General features: G+C 58.2%; 12 protein-coding genes. 5 read left to right on the top strand and 7 right to left on the bottom strand.

All coding sequences use genetic code 11. The annotated features are described in order from the left end of the window. Nucleotides 1-71: 71 nt before the first annotated feature. Both rapZ and ACVWYY_RS00165 read left to right on the top strand, forming a co-directional pair. On the top strand, nucleotides 72-1,055 hold the full coding sequence (gene rapZ, locus ACVWYY_RS00170) for an RNase adapter RapZ (protein ID WP_457439195.1): 984 nt from the start codon (nucleotides 72-74) through the stop codon (nucleotides 1,053-1,055). Then, a complete protein-coding gene (locus ACVWYY_RS00165) occupies nucleotides 1,048-2,412 on the top strand; it encodes a gluconeogenesis factor YvcK family protein (RefSeq protein ID WP_457402212.1) in 1,365 nt (454 codons plus the stop codon). Before rapZ ends, ACVWYY_RS00165 begins: the two co-directional genes overlap by 8 nt. A 24-nt stretch (nucleotides 2,413-2,436) precedes the next feature. Here ACVWYY_RS00165 and ACVWYY_RS00160 read toward each other — a convergent pair whose 3' ends face one another. Further along, nucleotides 2,437-4,023: an ArnT family glycosyltransferase gene (locus ACVWYY_RS00160; RefSeq protein ID WP_457439193.1), complete on the bottom strand. Its 1,587-nt coding sequence runs from the start codon at nucleotides 4,021-4,023 to the stop codon at nucleotides 2,437-2,439. A gap of 75 nt (nucleotides 4,024-4,098) precedes the next feature. Then, entirely contained in the window at nucleotides 4,099-4,950 is an 852-nt protein-coding gene (locus tag ACVWYY_RS00155) for a hypothetical protein (RefSeq protein ID WP_457439191.1), read from the bottom strand. Nucleotides 4,951-5,477: 527 nt separating this feature from the next. On the opposite strand from ACVWYY_RS00155, the gene ACVWYY_RS00150 reads away from it, so the two are divergent. Continuing rightward, entirely contained in the window at nucleotides 5,478-7,346 is a 1,869-nt protein-coding gene (locus ACVWYY_RS00150; RefSeq protein WP_457416389.1) for a peptidoglycan D,D-transpeptidase FtsI family protein, read from the top strand. A gap of 111 nt (nucleotides 7,347-7,457) precedes the next feature. On the opposite strand, the gene ACVWYY_RS00145 is transcribed toward ACVWYY_RS00150, so the two are convergent. The 4 genes from ACVWYY_RS00145 to ACVWYY_RS00130 all read right to left on the bottom strand — a co-directional run bounded on the left by ACVWYY_RS00145 (nucleotide 7,458) and on the right by ACVWYY_RS00130 (nucleotide 12,779). Beyond that, nucleotides 7,458-8,675, bottom strand: a complete 1,218-nt coding sequence (locus ACVWYY_RS00145) for a glycosyltransferase (protein ID WP_457439189.1) — start codon at nucleotides 8,673-8,675, stop codon at nucleotides 7,458-7,460. A gap of 221 nt (nucleotides 8,676-8,896) precedes the next feature. Beyond that, on the bottom strand, nucleotides 8,897-11,389 hold the full coding sequence (locus ACVWYY_RS00140) for an HD family phosphohydrolase (protein WP_457439187.1): 2,493 nt from the start codon (nucleotides 11,387-11,389) through the stop codon (nucleotides 8,897-8,899). Nucleotides 11,390-11,455: 66 nt separating this feature from the next. Next, the gene (locus ACVWYY_RS00135) at nucleotides 11,456-11,905 is read right to left on the bottom strand and encodes a plastocyanin/azurin family copper-binding protein (protein WP_457402224.1); all 450 of its coding nucleotides are present in this window, start codon (nucleotides 11,903-11,905) and stop codon (nucleotides 11,456-11,458) included. A 181-nt stretch (nucleotides 11,906-12,086) separates the two neighbouring features. After that, nucleotides 12,087-12,779, bottom strand: a complete 693-nt coding sequence (locus ACVWYY_RS00130) for a 4'-phosphopantetheinyl transferase family protein (RefSeq protein WP_457439185.1) — start codon at nucleotides 12,777-12,779, stop codon at nucleotides 12,087-12,089. Nucleotides 12,780-12,804: 25 nt separating this feature from the next. On the opposite strand from ACVWYY_RS00130, the gene ACVWYY_RS00125 reads away from it, so the two are divergent. Both ACVWYY_RS00125 and htpG read left to right on the top strand, forming a co-directional pair. Further along, nucleotides 12,805-14,274, top strand: coding sequence for an LCP family protein (locus tag ACVWYY_RS00125; protein WP_457439183.1), 1,470 nt, complete (start codon nucleotides 12,805-12,807; stop codon nucleotides 14,272-14,274). 107 nt (nucleotides 14,275-14,381) lie between these two features. Beyond that, nucleotides 14,382-16,241 carry a molecular chaperone HtpG gene (gene htpG, locus ACVWYY_RS00120; protein ID WP_457439181.1) on the top strand — a complete coding sequence of 620 codons (1,860 nt, stop codon included), beginning with the start codon at nucleotides 14,382-14,384 and terminating at the stop codon, nucleotides 16,239-16,241. Here htpG and ribH read toward each other — a convergent pair. Then, nucleotides 16,235-16,819 (bottom strand): 6,7-dimethyl-8-ribityllumazine synthase, encoded by a 585-nt coding sequence (gene ribH / locus ACVWYY_RS00115; protein WP_011432636.1) that lies wholly within the window; start codon nucleotides 16,817-16,819, stop codon nucleotides 16,235-16,237. The two genes, htpG and ribH, sit on opposite strands and share 7 nt — an antisense overlap. Nucleotides 16,820-16,971: the final 152 nt, after the last annotated feature.

Below are 16,971 nucleotides of genomic sequence, written 5' to 3'. Positions count from 1 at the left end.
AGCCCCCCATTCTTCCGGCGCTTGTTTTGGCCGCCTCTCGCCCTAGAATAAGCTCCATGCAGGATAAACCCATGTCAGTCGCGCCCCCCGTTCTGGTCATTGCCGGCCTGACGGGATCCGGGAAAACCTTGGCCATCCAGCAGTTGGAACAACTGGGGTACACCAGCCTAGAAGGGATCCCGCCTGCCCAGGTGATCCCCTTGGTTGAGGCGATGCGGACCCATCACGCTGCTTTGGCCATCAGCTTGAATCTCCACGCCCAGGAGTACCGGGATCAAGTTCCCACCCTGGCTGCTTGGGTGCAATCGCAAGGGATCCCTTTCCTATTCTTGGAGGCCCGCTCCCCAGTGTTGCTCAACCGTCTCAGCGCCCACCGCCGTCCCCATCCCTACGGGGAAGCTGCCGGTTTGTGGGAGGCCATTGAGCAAGAGCGGCTGGCTCTGGCCCCGGTGCGGGAACGCTGCACCCACTGGTTGGATACCTCCGACCTCAATGCCCAGCAACTGCGGCAGCAATTGCAAGCTTTGGTGCAAGGGATCCCCCAGCCCCTCAACCTAAGGCTGGTCAGCTTCGGTTTCAAATACGGCGTTCCCCCCGATGCCAACTTGCTGTTCGATGTGCGTTTTTTGCCCAACCCCTTCTTTCAGCCCCATCTGCGCCGCCTTACCGGGCAGGATCCCCTGCTGCAGGAGTTCTTGTTTGCGGATCCCATCACACAATCCACCTACCAGCACATCTTGTCCCTGATCAAAGCGTTTTGGCCCCACTACCGCGCAGAGCGTCGCCCCCACCTGACTTTGGCCATCGGCTGTACCGGCGGTCAGCACCGCTCGGTGGCCCTGGTGGAGCGCCTGGCCCAGGATTTGCAGCCTTGGACTGTCCCTGCCGGCAACCACGTTCTTCCCGACCTGAATGTTCAGGTTCAGCATCGCCATCTGCTCGACTCTCAGCGGGAGCTGGAAGCCCGCTTTGGCCCGGCGCCCGGCGAAGCCGGCGTTGCCCAGCAACAGGTTAGGATCCCTTTGGCCGGCGTTCCTGCACCTTCCCATGGCTAAGCCTGTGCCCAGCAACAAGTCCGCCGCTTGGGGCATTCGCCGCCGCAAGGCTGCTTGGCCGGGAAGTGGCTGGAAATGGCTCTTTCCCGGTTTAGCCGTTAAACGCTGGCTGAGCCTGGCGGTTGGGGGCGTGCTGCTGATGGTGCTGGGCATTGCCATCTGGACGGAGTTGACCCCCATCTTTCGCCTGAAGCGGCTGATCGACATCACCCTGCGCTTGATTACCACTTGGATCCCGAACAACATCAGTGGCCCCCTGGTGACTGGGATCGGGCTGGTGATGGTGGTGCTGGGGTTTCGCAGCGCCATGCGCTCCATCGAGGATGTGCTGATCCCCGAGGGAGATGAAGCGCTGGTGGATAAGCTGTTGTCGCGGCGGCGTCTCAGCCGTGGTCCCCGCATTGTGGTACTGGGGGGCGGCACCGGCCTCTCCAACCTGCTGCGGGGTCTGAAGCGCTACAGCTCCAACATCACAGCCATTGTCACGGTGGCCGATGACGGGGGATCCTCAGGGCGTCTGCGGCGGGAGATCGGCGTTTTGCCCCCCGGCGATATCCGCAACTGCCTCACTGCTCTGGCCAACGAAGAAAAGCTGCTCACCGAGCTGTTTCAATATCGCTTCCAGTCGGGGGAAGGGCTGAGCGGCCACAGCTTCGGCAATTTGTTCATCACTGCCCTCACCGCGGTAACCGGCGGCGACTTGATTCGGGCCATCACTGCCACCTCGCAAGTCTTGGCCATTCAGGGGCGGGTGCTGCCGGCCACCCTGGCGGATGTTACCCTCTGGGCGGAGCTGAGCGATGGCCGCCGCGTGGTGGGAGAGTCCAACATTGCCAAAGCCGGAGGACGCATTTGCCGAATCGGCTGTGACCCCCCCAACCCTCCCGCCCTACCGGAAGTCATCGAGGCTATTGAGGCGGCAGAGTTTGTGGTGCTGGGGCCGGGTAGCCTCTACACCAGCATCATCCCTAACCTGTTGGTACCGGAAATTGTGGAAGCTCTGGCCAAAAATATGGCCCCCCACATCTACGTCTGCAACATCATGACCGAGCCGGGGGAAACCGACGGCTATACCGTTGGGGATCACGTCATGGCTTTGGATCGGGTGGCAGGAGTGCGCCTATTTGACGGCGTGCTGGTGCAGCGGGAGCCACCCTCCCCACGTGCTTTGGAGCATTACCGCCGCAGCGGTTCTGAGTTTGTGGTGCTGGATCCCGACAAACTGGCTTACCTGGGCTGCCGTGCCGTTTTGGCTAACGTCATGCAAGAGGATCCAGAGACCGGCTTGGTGCGCCACAACCCCGAACGCCTGGCGGCAATGCTGATGCGCTGGTTCGACAGACATCGCCCCCTCTAGGTTGGCCCAGGCTATTCTCCGCTGCTATTGCAGGCGGGAATAGGGACGGGGATAGGGTTTGCCCATCTGTCGAGCCAGGTACACCTGAAAGGTTTGCGCCACCGCCCCTGCTCGCACCAGGGGAACCTCGGCCACAGGCTCGATTTGGGCAAAGTAGTCGCCATAGGTGGCTGGGATCCCTGCCCTCGGCTGGAACAGCTTGGAAGTGATGAGCAGCCCATCCTGCCCCAGCCAATCCTGCGGCTGCGACCAAAAGGCAAAGCCCCGCAAATCTGCATCCAGGCAGGTCAGAGGCTTGTCCGTCAGCGGAGCCAGGGCCATGGCGATCTGACCGCCCAAAAAATAGGCATTGGTAAAAACGAACTCTGCCTCCTCAAGGGCCTGAGCCAGGCGGGGATCCGTCCGAAACCGCTGCCGCAACTGCTCAATTTCAATGAGCTGAGTAGAGGGATCCTGCTCCACGGGCCACAGGCCCATCCCTCCCGGCTCTTGCAGCAGGCCATAGCGCACATGGGCCAGCCCCACCCCCACCACCAAGCTGACCATCACCGCCGTCCCCACTAAGGTTCGCTTCGCTCCCGGCCACCGTTCCCAGAAGGATCCCAGCAGCAGCGTCAGCACCCAAAACCCCGGCATGGGCCAGGTGGGCAAGATGGGCCGGTAGCCTCCCATCAAGGTAAAGGCCAACACCAGCGGTAATCCACAGGCCAGGATCAAAAGGTGCTTGAGCTCTTCATCCGTCAGCCGCATCCCGCGGAGAATCTGCAGGGCCACCCGACCCGTCCCTGCCAAACTTGCCCACCCCAAAGGGATCCCCAAGCTGGGGAACAGGTAAAAGATTTCAGAAAGGATCGTCAGCCCCAGCGCTTGCAGTTGATACCCTGCCTCCGGCACCGCCCGCCCCCCCTGAAAGCGAAAGGAGACCCAATCCTGCTGGGCGTTCCAGATCAGCACCGGGCTGAAGGCCAGCACAAAACCCAGCACCGCCAGCACCGTCCAGCCCGACCTCAAGGCACAGCGATGAACTGGGCTGAGCAGACAAAAGAGTACCAGGCCAAACCCCAAAGCCAAGCCGTGGTATTTCCCCAAGCAGGCCAGCCCCACCAAGAGACCTATGAGCGCTAGCCTAGGCCCTGGCCGATAGCGAGCCGCCCCATAGACAGCCAATTTCCCCTGCCCCAAAGGCACCGGGAAAAACTCCTGGCTGGCCACCCACAAGGTTGCTGCCGTAAAAAAGATCAGCGGACTATCCGGCAAGGTCAGCACCCCAAACCCAATCCAAAGGATGGGTGCGATGCTGATGGCCGCCAAGCTGATCAGTCCCGCCCGATCAGAGAAAAGGCGCGCTCCGGTGTAGTAGAGGAATAGGGAAGAGCCACAATACAGCAGCAGGGATCCCAGTCGAATAGAAAAAGCCGACACCTGGCCGGTCAAGGCAGGCCCCAAGCCCGTTGTCCAGGCCACCAGCGGCGGATGGTCAAAATAGCTCCAATCCAGATGGCGGGTGTAGAGGTAGTAGTAGGCTTCGTCAAAGCCCGGCGGCAAAAGGGCAGCCACCAGGCCCCGCATGAACAAGCCCAACCCCAGGATTAGCCAAACCGCTCTAGGCAATGGAGGGGATCCCTATGGGCAGATGGACAGATCTAACTTACCTTGAATACCTCTCGGGGCTACGTCCCTCTAGTATTATGATTTTGCCTCCGGCAAAATGACCGGACACCCCAAAAATTGACCCAGCTTCTCGGCCTCTGCCCGCGCCTCTGGTTCCTTATCAGTGTAGCAGACTGACAGCAAAGGTTTCCGCGATTGCAATTTCACTTCTACCGAAAAGAATTCAACAAAATTCCTTTTGGCCTGAACCAAAATCTGCTGTACATCTCCAAAGGAATAAGTTTTCCGCCCTAGCGACCCAAAAGGAGTAAGGTGCTCCTCTTGGATTTGGTACCTAGAGCGGTCAAACGTTAGACGGCGACACCAAAAAGACACCTTCAGCATGAGAGCTCCTACCCAAAGAAGTAGAGCCAGAAATAGCCCTGGAAGGAGAGAATACAAGATCGCAAACACTAACTCCAGTAAGTGAAATCTATCGATATCTATCAAGAGCCGACTCTCTGTACTGTTCACAAAAGAATCAACGCGCCTTGCCAATTCCTGAGCTTCACTTTCACCAAAGGCCAACCAGGCTGGGGTTTCCCCTGTAGGCTTTTCCAGCGTGACATAGTAGCGCTCAGTCCTTTCTCCGTCGTCATCCTCCTCAATTTCAGTTTTGACTGCAGCTCCTCTTACATCTATGTGAAGTGTAGTTTGGCTCGGCAAAGGTAGAAACGGCTGGAAAGACACTTCACAATTAACCGTAGACTGGTCAACTCGAAAACAAGTGAAACGGCGCTCACCCTGGGAAGACCAGATCGAAGATAAAGCCATAAAAAGGATGAACGCAAAGAAACAGATAAAAACAAAAGTAGCAAGAGACCCAAGGAAACCTACAGAAGACTCTTGGTACACGCGCTTGTTGGGGCTCTCCTCCACGCATTTCATAGACTCAACTCCGGGAAAGCTGGATTTGTTTAGATTATGGCTTGCTAGTCTGCCGGTCGTCTGTTTCCGAGAATACGAAGCGTTTAAAAAATTATGAAAAGCAGTAAGTCCTCCGGTTTTCGCTGTGCTGTATTCAACTTCCCCTCTCTCCAACCAGGAGCGGAAATTGAGTGGCTGACTGCACGAGGCGCCGGGAAGAGGTTTTAAATCAAGCAAGTTAAAGGTTTGAGCTGTTGAATGTACGCAAGTGAGTTGGGTTTTTCATATCCTCCCAGTTTCTTTTGAATGTGATTTAAAACTGCGGATCCAAGTGCGAAAAGTCTGAGGATTTGCCCGCACCTAATTCATGTTCTGAGGTATTATGTTATCTCCAATACCTCTAAAATGTCCTGGCTGCTTTTCGGGATCCCAAGGTCTCTTCCAAAAGCTGTGGGGTGGCATAACAGAGGGATGAGCGCCAAACTAGCGGTGGTGCTCATGTGAGGATTGCAATGGAAGGCAGACCTAGGGCTAGGGTAGGGCGGCCTGTGCCGAAATCTCTGGAGACAAGGCAAAATGGCCGGCAACTTGCTCAACGGCGCCGACGCAGAGGTTCTTGGATCCCTTCACCGCGAAGCTCTAGGCAGTGGGGAACAGCGCTGGGATGGCTCTTGGGGGAGCGGATCCCGACGGCCCGCCAGCTTGACTTTCGCGCCGGCATGACCGGACTGGCTTTAATCATCGCCGTATTTGTAACAGGAGCACGTCTGGTTTATTTGCAACATCAACAGGCACCCCTGTTGCAGCAGCGAGCCGAAGCCCAGCAGCGAGCCCAGCTAAGACCTTTCATTCCTCGTCGCTCAATTGTGGATCGTCATTCTATTGCCAAGCAGCAGGCAGAATTGCTGGCCGTAGATCGCCCCGTCTATACTCTCTGGGCTCATCCCCGCCTCTTTGGCAAACGCACTCCAGAGGAAATTGCCACCGCTCTTGCTCCCCTGTTGCGGCGTCCAGTAGAGCAACTGGCGCAGCGGCTATCGGCCAATCAGGCAGTGCGGGTGGAGCGCTGGGTATCCCAGGAGGTGGCAGATCAAATTCAGGCTCTGCATCTGGATGGCCTGGAGCTGGTGAGCGAGCGGCAACGCATTTACCCCCAAAAAGAGATGGCCGCCGAGGTGGTGGGCTATGTGGATCTGGATCATCAGGGCCAAGCGGGAGTCGAATATTCCCGGCAAGAGCTGCTGGAGCGTACTGTTCAGCCTGTTACCATTCCTCGCGATGGCTACGGACGACTGTTGGCTGCCGAGGTGCCGGAAGGGCTGCTGCAATCTGGCGAGACGGTGCTGCAACTTACCCTAGATATGCGCCTGCAAAGAGCTGCCCGCGCTGCCCTGAAAGTGCAACTGGAGCGGTTTCGAGCCCTGCGGGGCACGGTGATTGTCCTCCAGCCCCAGACAGGGGAAATCCTGGCGCTGGTGAGCGAGCCCACCTATGACCCCAACCGCTACTTTGAGTATGACCCCGGTCTTTTTCGCAACTGGGCCGTAACGGATTTGTATGAGCCGGGATCCACCTTCAAGCCCATCAACATTGCCATTGGGTTGGATGCTGGAGCCTTTACAGCAGATGAACGGGTCTATGACGAGGGTCGGATTCTCATCGGTCAGTGGCCCATTCAAAATTACGACTACCACCAACGAGGGGCCCATGGCTGGATGAGCGTCACGGATATCCTGCGGCAATCCAGCAATGTGGGCATGGTACATCTGATGCGCAAGCTGGATCCCCGCCAGTACTACAATGCCTTGGTGCGGCTGGGGTTCAACGAGCGCAGTGGCGTGGATTTGCCCTTTGAGCCGGCCAGCCGTTTGAAACCGCTGCGACAGTTTGTTACGGTGCCGGTGGAGCGGGCCACTGTCGCTTTCGGCCAGGGGCTGGCCCTCACTCCTCTACAGTTGGCTGCCATGCACTGCATCATTGCCAATGGCGGACTGAAAGTACAGCCCCATGTGGTGCGAGGCTTGGTGGAAAAGGATACGGATACTCTGGTTTGGGGATCCCCGCAGCCGCAGCCGGTGCGGGTACTATCCGAGCAAGCCACGCTGGCAGTGCGTATCCAAATGCGGGATGTGGTGGACTTTGGCACCGGGCAATCGGCCAAGATCGAGGGGTATGAGATCGGCGGCAAAACCGGCACTGCCCAGAAAGCCGGGCCACGGGGGGGCTATTTGCCCGGCAAGCGCATCACCAGTTTTGTGGGCTATTTCCCGGCCATTCGCCCCAATTACGTGATCTTGGCGGTGATCGACGAGCCCCAGGGGGAAGATGCCTTCGGCTCGACGACGGCTGCTCCCGTTGTTCGCTCGGTGATCCAGGAGATCATCGCCCTAGAGGGGATCCGCCCCAACTCTACTTAGCGCAGCTATAGGAACAAGGGGCGAAGGTGGATGCCAAAGGGGGCCCAGACAGTGAGGAAATGAGCGAAATGCCCATACCTCCGGATTGGCTCTTCCTGGAAAAAGCCATACTCAAGACTGGCCACCCACAGAGTCCGACTTAACCTCTGCACTCCTCCAGCTCAGCTTGGAGTTGAGGTAGAAGTTCCAGAATACAACAATACCGATGGCAATTAAGTTGGCCAACAAATAATGAATGCCCAAGCGCTCGCTCAGCAAGGTCACCAGTGAAGTGTTGAGAACCAAGCCAATTAAGCAGATAACGTTAAACTTCGCCAACCGCTGCAGGCGATTCCAGGGCCCCGGCTGCAAGCGGGTCACATGGCGAAAAGTCCACAGGTCGTTCCAGAGGAAGTTATTGAGAATGGCCACCTCCGAAGCAACCAGCTTACTGGTTATGAGATCCCATCCTAAGTTGGTGGGATCGTGCAAAACATAGAGCAAAGCCATGTCCACCAAGGTGCCGGATAGGCCAACCGTGCTGAAGCGCAAAAAGGATCCCACCTGCCCTAGCGAAAAGCGCAGCACCATCAGGTGGTGGAGATATTGGAGACAAGTTTGCAGTTGGATTTTGCTCTCCCCGTTTTGGCGCTCCTGAAAGATGTAGCCGACTTCAGCAATGGTTTTCACCCGGCCCCGAGCCAGCACCTCGATCAGCAGCTTGTAACCCTTGGGGTTGAGCGGGATCCCGGCAATGGCTTGGCGTCTGACCAGAAACAGTCCGCTCAACGGATCGGAAACACGGCTGAAAACTCCCGGCAGCAGAACCAGCCCAATCCATTGGGCCCCGCGGGAGACAATGCGCCGGCCCAGGCTCCAGTGGCTCACCCCTCCCGATGGTGCATAGCGGCTGCCCACCACCAAATCTGCCCCTTTCTGGATGAGCGGCCACAATTTGAGGACAATCTCCGGCGGATGCTGCAAATCCCCATCCATAACCCCCAACACCTCGCCGCGGGCAGCTTGCCATCCCCGCAGCACGGCAGTGGCCAGGCCTCGTTCGTGGTGGCGACAAATGACTTGCAGTTGAGGGAATTCTTTTTGCAATCCTTGGGCCACTTTGGCAGTGTAATCGGGGCTATTGTCATCCACCACAATCAACTCATAGCTTCCAGGCAGAATCGTGTCTAGGTGGGCACACAACTGCCGGATCAGGCTGCAGATACTGGAGGCTTCGTTGTAGGTGGGAATGACCAGCGAAAGTTGCACAGGGCTGGGGCAAGACAAAGGCGGGATCTGAAGAGGGACTACAGGGGGATGGGTGGATGAAGCAGGAGCTACATAAGGCATAAAGACTCAGTCCCGCTGACGCGAACAGCAGGCCATCCAAAAACAATGAAACAAAGACTCTCAGCCCAGGGCTGCAGATCCCAGGACTGCCTTGGTTCACATTGGATCCACAGAACGATCCCCTATCGTACTGATCGATGAGCCGCAGGGCTAGACCTTTCTCTACCTACCCAGCTTCTGAGGACTCAGTCTCACTGACGCGAACGGGAGAGGTCACCTGGCTAAGGGGATCCCGTAGAGGGGCTCATCAACACCGGGATCTGGGCCTGAGCAGAGGCAGTCTCAGGCAGCGAGGGGGCAGGGGTGAAACTGGGGTAGGGGATGCGCTCGTGGTTGGATTCCCGCCAGACCTCCACGAAAGCGTCTGCCACCACCTCCAAATCCTCCAGCGTCAGCCCACTATCAACCAACTGGCCATCTTGCCAGCGGGCCTGGGCAATTTTGCGGACAACAGCCTTTGCCCGCTCGACCACATCGGGACCGAAGCCATCGCTCAGAGTCATGCTGCGCAGGGCGGCTTCACAGGCATCGGCCATCATCACCACCCCCGTCTCCTTGCTCTGGGGGATCGGGCCATCGTAGCGGAACGGCTCTTCGGGTACGGGCTGACCCCCGGCTTTCATCTGGGCTTGATGGTAGAAATAGGCAATCAGGATCGTCCCCTGGTGCTCAGGGATAAACGCCTGGACGGCGGTAGGCAGATTATATTGCTTGGCCAGGCGCAAGCCATCGCTGACGTGGGCCTTGATAATCTGAGCACTGCGATAGGGATCGTCCAGTTGGGTGTGGGGGTTGAGGCTGCCCATCTGGTTCTCGATGAAGTAGCGGGCCTGCAGCATCTTGCCGATGTCGTGGTAAAGAGTGCCGGTGCGCACCAGCTCCACGTTGAGGTTCAGCTTCTGGGCAGCCCGTTCTGCCAAAGTGGCCACAAGCAGAGTGTGCTGGAAGGTGCCGGGGGCCTCTGCAGCCAGCCGCCGCAGCAGCGTGCGATTGGGATTGCTCAACTCGATCAGACGAATGGGGGTGGCTAAGTCAAATAGGCGCTCCAGGTAGGGGCTGGCTCCCAGGGCAACAATGCTCCATCCCAAGCTGGTTCCCCCTGCCAAAGCCATGGCCAACAGGTCGATGCCACCGGTGGTGGCCAAGCTAACCGCCCCGTAGGCCAGCATCTGCACCGCTGCCGCTCCTCCCCCCAGCAAGGCCAGCTCTTCTCGGGAGCGGGAACGCCCGGCCAAGGCAGAGGCCACCACACTGCCGGACAACAAGGGCACGACGGTGAGCAGGTTGGCAGAGGAGACCAAGGGCAAAAACAACGCCTGGCCCACCACCACCACCAGGCCCAGCCCTGCCCCGTAAAAACTGCCCAGCAACAGCCCCACCGCCGGCAGGGAGCTGAACTCCAGCTTGAACAAGGCCGCCAAAAGGGGAGCGGTCAGGGAAACTATGAGGATCAACACCCGATCCCGGCGGCGCAACCCTGGCCGCAAGCGTTGCTGCAGAGGCACAAAGACAGCCAGGCCCAGGCCCATCACGCCGGCCACCCCCACCAAGCCCCAGACGTTGATCCCGCGCTGGGTAAGCCCAAAGTGATCCAAGATGAGAAAAATTTCGGGAGTGATGAGCTGATCTGCTCGCACGATCACCTGGTTCTCGGCAACCGAGATCAGAACCGGCTCGACTTTTTCCAGCTCGGCGCGGATGCGCTGCTCGGTGCGCTGGGGATCCACCTCCACATTGGGAATGAGCACCTGCTGCAGCCACTGATAGACCAGGGCCTGCAGCTCCTGTCGTTGGGCAGCATTGCCCGGAAACATCAAATCGTCCAGTTGGGCTTGGATCCCTTCGGCGCGAACTTCGCGGGGCAGGCCATCCACAATCCCTATCTTCTGCAGGCGCTCCAAGACCCGCCGGCTCAAGGTTTGCAAATGCTGCCAATCCGCATCTGCCAAGTTGAGAACGGTGGCCGGGACAGGGGGGGTGAGCTGCTCCAGAGCCGGCAAAGCTGCCCGATAGCGCTGCTGCGCCGCTTCCACCTGGGCAATCAACTGGGTATAGGGATCCGTCGCCGCCATCTGGGTGGCCGATCCGTCCAACCAGACCCGCTGCCAAACCTCGACAAGCTCTTGCTTGGCCCGCTGCTCCGGAGGAAGCTGCTCCGGTCGCCCAGAAGAGGGCTCTTCTGAAGGAGATGGGGTGGCTCCGCGGATGGCCTCTTGTCGGGCGCGAGCCTGGAAGGGTTCCCACTCCTCCGGGGAAAGCTGGCGCAGGTAGATCTGCGTTGGCAGAGACAGCAACTGGACAGAAACATAGGGCAGAGGCCCTGCCTCTTGTCGGATGGCTTCCACCTCAGCCAGGAGACCCTCCAGGTTTTGCCGCATGCTGTCGTTGGCGGTGCTGTTGATTTTGAGGGCCTGAACCACCCGCCGTCGCGCCTCAGCTTGTCGGGCCTGGGTAGCCTCCACATCTTCAATCTCCGCCGCAGCAGGGGCGAGAAACGTCTGCGGAGAACGGCTGCCGACGGTCAGTTGTGGTTCGTTGTAGTAGCGGATCCCGTGGACAGCAGTGAGGGAGAGAAGCGCTATGGCATAGCCAGCAACCCGTTCCGAAAGGGAGAGCCTGCTCTTTCGAGGGGGGGCTGCCTGGCATCCCCGAGTCCAGTGTTCCGCGTTCGCGTCGGCAGCGCGAAGGGCTTTGGGCGTGAGCGGGTTTTTCATGGATTGGCCTGGCAGCGTCTTTCTCTTTTCTATCCCCTTTTGGCCGGGTAGCCCAGGAAGAGGATCTCAATCGCCGATGGTAATCTGCCCCACCATACCTGCTTCTGCATGGCCGGGAATGGTGCAAACCAAAGCGTAGACTCCAGATTTCAGGGGAATAAATTGCCACTCCACCGAAGCGCCTGGCTTCAGTTCCAATTCTCGGATCTGGCCCTTAATTTCCACGCCGGCCACGTCCAACTTACGGGTCCAAACGGCATCGGCAAAATCTTTGGCGCTGAAATAATGTTTCAATTGGCTGGGGTTGCTCAGGCGAAGACGGTAGAGGCTGCCGTTGTGAAAAGACAGTTCCTTGGGCGCAAACACCAACTGATTGTCGGCAGTACCCAACTCAATAACCTTCTCCTGCGGCGTTTGTCTGGAGAGATCCCGCGCCTGCGCCAGGCCAGGGATCCCAATCATGAGGGCCGATAGCCAGATTCCCAGCACCAGGAAATGACAGAACCTGTTTAACATTGCAACAACGAGGAGAGAGGAAAGAGCAAAGAGAAAAGAGCAACGAGGAGAGAGAAAAGAGCAAAGAGAAGAGATTTCTCCTTCTCACTTCTCACTCCTCCCTTCTCACTCCTCTGCGAGTAGCCTGGAAATTCAAGATAGCATCTCTAGGCGGAGAGGTTTTGATTCCCTTCTGCCCTGTCTAGCCATCCACATCCTCGTAGAGCTGCACGGCTGGGGCTTCCTCTCCGTCTTTCCTTATTTCAAGGGCTACCGCAGCGGCGTAGCCACCGGCAACCTGAAGCGGTAAGGTCACCCAGCGGGAGTCCTCGCCCAAAGCTGCAGAGCCGGCCAGACCCCTGCCTGTTCCCTTCAGGAGCGCCTCCTTTTGTGTCCACATTTGAAAGAAAAGGGCATCCCGCTCTGGAGCTGGACAGCTGGCCAAACGGCCCTGCTCAGCAGCCGAAAAATAGCGTTGGGCGATGCGCTGCCAGCGGAGCACAGGTCGAACCCATTCCAGATCCACTCCAATGCGGTATTGCCATCTCAGGCCGATCAGGACGCGCTCGTGGGAGTGGCTGAGGTTAAACTGCAGCGGCAGGGGTGGATCCCGCCAGTAGGGTTTGCCGGTAGAACTGTGGTCGAGGGGGATCGCCTGGGGTGGAATGCCGCTGTAGCGGCTGAGCAAGCTCCGCAACCCAAGACGACCGGCCAGAAAGCGGCGCCGATCTGCCGGCAGTTGTAAACGCTCTGCCCGCCGACATTCTTCAGGGGAAAGAAGGCCGAGCTGGGGGAGCAACTTCTCCAACGGGGGGACTGTCTGCAGCCAAAGATGCACCTCTGACTTTCCCGACAACGGCTGCAGGGATCCCACTGTGAAGTTGGGTCTAGACAACTCTAAGGAATAAGGATGGGATAACATGGCCTTGAATTGGTGGGGTTGGCAATACCACCCAGACAGTACACCCTTTCCTGTACGCGCTCGCGAGGCCTGGTCTGACCTGATGCCCTCCTTCCACTATCCCCCCCGTCCTGACCGTGTCCGCGCAGCTCGTCAGCAGGCTATTCGTCAGGGGATCCTCTGGCTGTTGTTGGGGTTCACGGCTGTGTTGGCGGGTTCTGCCGGTGCCCTCCTGGCCGTGATGTTGCCCCGTCAGGTGATCCCAACTTCCCTCACACCTGCAGAACAAGAAGCCTTCCGTCCCGATGCCTTACGGGCTGCGGCTCTGGATCGCTCGTTGCATATCCTCATTCTCGGCACGGACAACCCGGATCCCACCCTGCCCTTGCCCACAGAGCGAGATCGCTTCCACACCCGCAGCGACACCATTCTCTTGGCCCGCTTTGATCCCCAGGCGCGGCGGATTACCGTTTTGTCCATCCCCCGCGATACTCGTGTGCGCTTGCCCGGCTTTGGCGTGACCAAGATCAATGCTGCCAACTTGGCAGGGGGCCCGGCGCTGACGGCCCAGGTGGTCAGCCACTTGATGGGTGGGATCCCGATTGACCGCTACATTCGCCTCAATACCGACGCTCTGGAAAAGCTGATCGACGCGGTGGGCGGCGTGGAAATCTACGTGCCGGAACCGATGCAATACGTGGATCACACCCAGCAGTTGTTTATCCACCTGGAACCCGGCTGGCAACGCCTCAACGGGGAACAAGCCCACCACTTTGCCCGCTTTCGCCGCGATCACCTGGGATTGGGGGATATCGGTCGGGTGCAACGGCAACAGGAATTGCTGCGGGCCCTGAGCCGGGAACTGCTCTCCCCTGCTGTCTGGCCGCGGATCCCAAAGATTTTGCAGGTTATCCGCACCAACCTCGATACCAACCTCACCTGGGAAGAGGTTCTGAGCTTGGCCAAGTTTGTCCTCACCTCTGGGGGCGATCGCATCGACCTGGTGCTGTTGCCGGGCCGCTTCAGCCAGCCGGGAGAATTCTCCACCAGCTACTGGCTGCCGGATCCAGCCGGGATCCGACGGGTGGCCGTCTCCCACTTTGGCCTGGAGGCAGAGGTAGCCCGCATTCCTCCACACCGCCTGCGCATAGCCGTGCAAAACGCAACCGGAGAGCCGGGGATGGCCCGCCGTATGGTGCAAGAATTGGTGAGGCAAGGATACGTCCATGCTTTTGCCGTGGAAGACAGCACTCAGGTGCTGCAGCAAACGGAGATCCTCGCCCAGAGCGGGGATCGGGAGGGGGCTAAACAGATCCGCGCCGCCATTGGCCTGGGAGAAGTGCGGGTAGAATCTACTGGCGTTCTCAACTCCGACGTCACCATTCGGATCGGCCAGGATTGGGCCCAACAACTTGCTTTGGATGAAGCGCTCCGCACCACTGATGGGAACGGCCAAGCCCAAGCTCCGCCCGGAGCAGCTCAGCTCTAGAGAGCCGGTTCGGTTGCGAGTGCGGATTTCCGAAAAAGAGCCTGCTTGTCGGGGACTTTTCGGTCTCTGTAGATTAGCACTGAGCTTGTTTGAGTGCTGAGCCACCTATGACCGTGCTGGAACAGGGATCCATCACCATCCACACCGAGAACATCTTTCCCATCATCAAGCAGTCTCTCTACTCGGATCGAGAGATCTTCTTGCGGGAGCTGATCTCCAATGCTGCTGATGCCATCACCAAGCTGAAGATGGCCAGCCTTGCCGGCGAAGTGGCAGATCTCCCAGAGCCGGAGATTACGATTGCCCTCAACAAGGAGGCCAAGACCTTAGCGGTGGCCGATAACGGCATTGGCATGACTGCCGAGGAAGTGAAAAAATACATCAACCAGGTGGCTTTTTCCAGCGCTGAAGAGTTCATTCAAAAGTACAAGGGCAAAGACGCAGAGCAAGCAATCATTGGCCACTTTGGTCTAGGATTCTACTCCTCTTTTATGGTGTCGCAGCGGGTGGAGATCGACACCCTCTCCTATCGGCCCGGCAGCACGCCGGTGAAGTGGGCTTGTGACGGCACCACTACTTTTACCCTCTCCGATTCTGAGCGCTCCAGCATCGGCACCACCGTTACCCTTCACATCACCCCCGAAAACGAAGAATACCTGGAGCCAAGCCGCATTCGGGAATTGGTTCGTAAATACTGCGATTTCATCCCCGTTCCCATCAAGTTAAACGGGGAAGTGATCAACAAGCAAAAGCCCCTGTGGAGAACTTCACCTTCCGAACTCAAAGATGAGGATTACCTAGAGTTTTATCGCTACCTCTATCCCTTTCAAGAGGATCCCCATTTCTGGGTGCACATCAACACCGACTATCCCTTCATCGTGCAAGGGATCCTCTATTTTCCCAAGTTGCGCCCAGATATTGATCCCACCAAGGGTCAAGTCAAGCTGTTCTGCAATCAAGTCTTTGTCCAAGATAACTGTGAGGAAGTTATCCCCAAGTTCCTCCTACCTCTGCGGGGGGCCATCGACAGTCCGGATATTCCCCTCAACGTCTCTCGCAGCTTCTTGCAAAATGACCGCACCGTAAGACGCATTGGGGATCACGTTGCCAAAAAGGTGGCGGATCGTCTCAATGAACTATACAGGGAAGATTACGAAAAATACGTCAAGGTCTGGCCCGACATCAGCCTCTTTATGAAGTTTGGGGCGATGAACAACGACAAGTTCTTTGCCCAGATTAAGGATATTCTCATTTTCCGAGTGGCCGGATCCCCTGCCGATAAACCCGAATATGTGACCCTGAAAGCATACCTAGAGCGCACCCGCGATAGGCAAAACAAGCGAGTTTACTACGCCACCGATGAGGCTGCCCAGAGTGCCTACATCGATCTCCACCGCTCTCAAGGACTGGAAGTGATCATGCTGGATAGCTGGATCGACAGCCACTTCAGCAGCTTTTTGGAGCGGGAATACAAAGAAGAAGGGATCCAATTTAAGCGGGTGGACTCTGAGCTGGATGAAACGCTGGTGGATAAAGACAAAGCCGCCGAAATTGTGGATCCGGTCACGCAAAAAACCCGCAGCCAAAAGTTGGTCGATCTCTTTCGGCAGGCCCTGGGCAAAGACAAGTTGCAGATCCAAGCAGAAGCCCTTAAATCGGAGTCGGTTCCGGCCATGATCTTGCTACCGGAGACGCTGCGGCGCCTGCAGGAGCTCAACGCCGTCATCCAGCAAAAGCCGCTGGAGTTTCTGGAAGAGCACACCCTGGTTCTGAACACGGCCCATCCCCTCATCCAAAACCTGCAATCTCTTGCCGATCGGGGGCGGGATCCCGACTTGGTTCACCTCATCTGCAATCACATCTACGATTTGGCTTTGATTACCCAGAAAAGCTTTGATCCAGCAGCCGCGCGGGCCTTTGTGCAGCGCTCCAACGAAGTGCTGACTCGGCTCACCCGCCCTCAATAGGCAGCGCTGTCCAGGGTAGACTGCAGGGCTTCCGCTCCACCGGGCAGAGACGGACGGGATCCGGCCCCGTTGCCGCTGTGGCCGTAGCTGCCTTGGAGCACGGGGGCAACTTGGCGCATCAGCGTCGCCATCTCCAGGGCACTCATGGCGTATTCCCAACCTTTGTTGCTCTTGACCCCGGCCCGCTCCAGAGCCTGCTGCAGGGTATCGGCGGTGAGGATCCCGAAAATGACCGGCACGCCGGTACGAAATCCTGCCGCCGCAATGCCTTTGGAGACCTCCGCCGCCACATAGTCGAAGTGGGGAGTTTGCCCGCGAATCACTGCCCCCAGGCAGATAATGGCATCATAACGGCGAGATTGGGCCAGTTGGTGGGCCAGCAAAGGCACCTCAAAACTGCCCGGCACCCAGTAGTAGTCCACCTGCTTGCTCTCCGGGCCGACATCCACACCATGCCGCTTCAGCGCGTCCTGGCACCCTTCCAACAATTTGCCGGTGATTAGGTCGTTAAACCGACCGATGACAATGGCCAGACGCAGATCCTCCGTCTGAACAAAATTGCCCTCGTAAACTGCCATCTGCGCTGCTCCAGACCTACCCAAGAGAAGAATAAGCGGGCCGACACGGCAAAACCACGCTTTCCCATCCTAATTCACTTTCACTGAGGGAGCCACGGCGCAGACGCCCCGGCCTTCATGCCCAGAGGTACTGCTCGAAACGATGGCTTGCT

Source organism: Thermostichus sp. MS-CIW-34, assembly GCF_054060435.1.
The sequence above is the reverse complement of the archived record's forward strand: the minus strand, read 5'-3'. Positions and strand labels throughout refer to the sequence as shown.

Excerpts from the sequence above, each read along its gene's own strand:
- ACVWYY_RS00125 (WP_457439183.1), top strand. The coding sequence starts at position 12,805 with ATGGCCTTGAATTGGTGGGGTTGGCAATACCACCCAGACAGTACACCC.
- ribH (WP_011432636.1), bottom strand. The coding sequence starts at position 16,819 with ATGGCAGTTTACGAGGGCAATTTTGTTCAGACGGAGGATCTGCGTCTG.
- ACVWYY_RS00140 (WP_457439187.1), bottom strand. The coding sequence starts at position 11,389 with ATGAAAAACCCGCTCACGCCCAAAGCCCTTCGCGCTGCCGACGCGAAC.
- ACVWYY_RS00165 (WP_457402212.1), top strand. The coding sequence starts at position 1,048 with ATGGCTAAGCCTGTGCCCAGCAACAAGTCCGCCGCTTGGGGCATTCGC.
- ACVWYY_RS00155 (WP_457439191.1), bottom strand. The coding sequence starts at position 4,950 with ATGAAATGCGTGGAGGAGAGCCCCAACAAGCGCGTGTACCAAGAGTCT.
- ACVWYY_RS00145 (WP_457439189.1), bottom strand. The coding sequence starts at position 8,675 with ATGCCTTATGTAGCTCCTGCTTCATCCACCCATCCCCCTGTAGTCCCT.
- ACVWYY_RS00135 (WP_457402224.1), bottom strand. The coding sequence starts at position 11,905 with ATGTTAAACAGGTTCTGTCATTTCCTGGTGCTGGGAATCTGGCTATCG.
- htpG (WP_457439181.1), top strand. The coding sequence starts at position 14,382 with ATGACCGTGCTGGAACAGGGATCCATCACCATCCACACCGAGAACATC.
- rapZ (WP_457439195.1), top strand. The coding sequence starts at position 72 with ATGTCAGTCGCGCCCCCCGTTCTGGTCATTGCCGGCCTGACGGGATCC.